The organism is Pseudoalteromonas sp. SWYJZ98 (genome assembly GCF_015864495.1).
In the GTDB taxonomy this organism is placed as follows: Bacteria; Pseudomonadota; Gammaproteobacteria; order Enterobacterales; family Alteromonadaceae; genus Pseudoalteromonas; species Pseudoalteromonas distincta.
Window position 1 is genome coordinate 1 of record NZ_JADYXA010000078.1, and the last position, 3,287, is coordinate 3,287.

2 protein-coding genes are annotated in these 3,287 nt (G+C 62.3%); both read left to right on the forward strand.

The features are described 5' to 3' along the window. Positions 1 to 546: hypothetical protein (locus tag I6F10_RS19720; RefSeq protein WP_197099290.1), on the forward strand; the 546-nt coding region annotated here is incomplete at its 5' end. Positions 547 to 549: 3 nt separating this feature from the next. Further along, positions 550 to 2,445 carry a hypothetical protein gene (locus I6F10_RS19725; protein ID WP_114488112.1) on the forward strand — a complete coding sequence of 632 codons (1,896 nt, stop codon included), beginning with the start codon at positions 550 to 552 and terminating at the stop codon, positions 2,443 to 2,445. The last annotated feature ends 842 nt before the right edge of the window (positions 2,446 to 3,287 follow it).

The window sequence follows — 3,287 nt, forward strand, 5'->3', positions numbered from 1 at the left end:
GACGCAGGCCCCGGCGCGGACGGCACGTACTCCTGGACGACCATCACCCTTAAAGGTGGCGGCCTTGGCGCAACCTCCGGCACGTTCACCGTGTCAGGGGGTCAAGGGTCCTTCTCTGTACCAACAGTCTCCGGCTGGCTGGTGAACAGCACGCACCACGTTTTCGTGGAAAATCCGTCGTCCATCACGGTGGGCCAGTCGGTTGTTCTCTACAACTACAACGCCGGTTCTTGGCCTGTGCCAAACCCCAGCGTTCCCCTCACGATCAAAGCCCCGGCAGACGTGGTGCGCGATCCATTGGTGAGCGGCAGCGCTACGACCGGCGCGGTGGCCGTTGGTGGCGTCTATCCGGGCGGCATTCGAGACGACAACGGCGCTACTGTGTACGTCAACGTGATTCCAAGCAGCCTTGCAGGCTTTGGGAACGTGTACGACCCTCCGGCATCTGGCGGAGCCGTGTGGTCTTCCGGTGACCTGACGGCAGGCCAAAAATCGCTGATGAGCCGTGACGGCGTGCTCAAGACCTATTTCCTCGCAGGGGCATAACACATGGCAACCGGATACGCATACCTCGAACCCCAGCGCCGCCGCGCATCGCGCAAGGTCACAGCAGGCTCTTCGCACACGAAGACAACCTACAAGACCGAGAAGACACAGGAAACCTTGGTCAACGAACTCACTGACGACGGCACGGGTGGCCTCGGTGATTTCGGCACGGTCAACTACGGCACGGGCGCGCTGAATGTGCGCCTGGTCGAGCTTGACCTGACGACGGAAGGATACAAAAGCGATCACGAAGATGCCGAATCCTTCGAGAGCTATCTGGAGCCTTCCACCGGAGGTGACAGCGCGCAGAAAGGCGGGGAGTACGGCGACACATCCGTGGGTGAAGAGCTGTTGGCCGCTTCGACGCTGACGGTGACGTACGCGACAGACTTCGCCAGCACGGTCACTACGGAGTACAGCTTCAAGCCCCCGACCATCACGATTGACCTGTGCCCATACACCAGCGACTACGTGGTGCCAAACAGCGTGCAGTTCACCTGGATGGGTCACACCTATGCGGACTACGACGGCGACCTGATTCGGGATCGCACGACCCCGGGCACCGGTTTTTTCGCAGGCCGAGTCAACTACGCGGGCGGCATCGCCGAGATCACAGACTACGTGGTGGACCCCCTCTACGACGCCGAAGACCTGACCATCACAAGCCTCTGGACTGTGCGTCAGAAGTGGACGACTGCCAGCATTTTCATGCGCACCCAGATCGCCCCCCTGAAGCCCGCCGGGTTCGTGATGAACCTGTCGGACACGGAGGGTAACGCGATCACCGCCAGCGCGGGCATCGACGGCGTGATCGCGGGGACACACCTGCGCGGCAAGGTGGACTTCGAGACGGGCGTGGTCGAGTTGCAGTTCGGCGACTACGTTCTCGACACCTCGCTGACCGTCGAGCAGAAGCTGGAGTGGTGGTACGACGCGGACGACGTGGGCGCAGTTGAGGCGCTGAAAATCTGGCGCCCATGGCCTGTGGACCCAACCACACTGCGCTACAACAGCGTGGCTTACTTCTACCTCCCGCTGGACGCCGACGTGTTGGGCCTGGACCCCGTGCGGCTGCCACAAGATGGTCGCGTTCCCATTTTCCGCCCCGGTGGCTTCGCCGTGGTCGGCCATACGGCGGTAACCAGTCCGGCCACTGTGTCGAACGGGCAAACCATCGACCTGGCCCGCACGCGCCTGTCTCGCGTTCGGGTGATCGGCGATGACGGTGACACGATCAACACTGGCTACACGGCCAACCTGGAAGCAGGAACGGTGACGATTGTGGACACCACCGGTTGGAGCCAACCCATCACCATCGAGCACCGCATCGAGGACTTGGCCCAGGTCAGCGATGTGCAGATCACAGGCCAGATTGGCTTAACACGTCAGCTCACACACGACTTTCCGGTGCCAGGTAGCTACGTCTCGGGCGCCCTGATCGCGGGAGACCTGCGTAGCCGCATGTCCTTGATGTTCGACCAAGGCTCCTGGGATGGCACCACATGGTCGGATGTGGTGGACGGCTCTCCTGCCACGGGGACCTACAACAACACGCTGGCCCCCGTAGAGGTGAACAACCTTGGTGCCGTGACGGAGCGATGGGCTTTCCGTTTCACCAGCACCACGGCATTCCAGATCATTGGCGAACATGTCGGTGTGATCGGGACCGGGACCATCAATGCTGACTGCTCGCCGAACAATCCGGCCACTGGTACGCCGTACTTCACCATTCTGGAAACCGGTTGGGGTTCCGGCTGGTCGGTGGGAAATATCGTACGCATGAACACTGTCGGTGCGCAGTTCCCCGTGTGGGTGGCGCGCACGGTGCAGCAGGGCCCAGAAGCCGGCCTGGACTATTCGTTCTCTCTGATCACACGCGGTGGCGTGGATCGCCCGTAAGGATTTCCGATGACCTCTCCGGTTGACACGTCCGTCAAACTCTTCCGCAGCACCATGCCGGGTGCACCAGCGTTGCGCGGCCAAGTTGGCAGTCTGATCTCTTTGCTGGACGCCTGTTTGGTAAACGGTTGGGGCAGTCAGACCGCCTCGTCGGTGATCATCACGGGTGGTGTAGCCACGGCCACATTTCCAGCCGATCACGCAGCCGCCGTCGAGTCGGTGGTGCTGGTCGCAGGGGCGACACCTGCTGGGTTGAATGGCGAACAGAAGGTGACCGCGGTGGCACCGAACGTCATCCGGTGGGCAACTGCTGAAGCTGACGGCACAGCCACCGGCACAATCACGGTGAAGATGGCTGCGGCTGGCTGGACGAAGGTTTACACCGGCACCAACTTGGCAGTCTACAAGTCGGCCGACCCGCAGGCCCACGGGCAGTTTCTGCGCNCTGGCTGGACGAAGGTTTACACCGGCACCAACTTGGCAGTCTACAAGTCGGCCGACCCGCAGGCCCACGGGCAGTTTCTGCGCGTCAACGACACCGGCACGACGGCGGCGCGGGTGGTCGGGTACGAGAATATGACTGCGGTGTCTACCGGCACAGGTCTTTTTCCTACGAGCGCGCAGCTCAGTGGCGGTTTCTATTGGGGTAAGTCTCACACGGCTGGTTCCGCGGACGTGGCGTGGGCGATTGCGGCCGACAGCCGTGCCTTCTACTTCAACGCTGCGGCGTATGTGACGACCGGAGGGCCAACAGCCAACGGTGGTGCGGCTTACTTTTTTGGCGACCTCGTGCCGCATAGTCGGTCCGGGGACGCCTACGCAACCATGCTGACCGGCGCGCC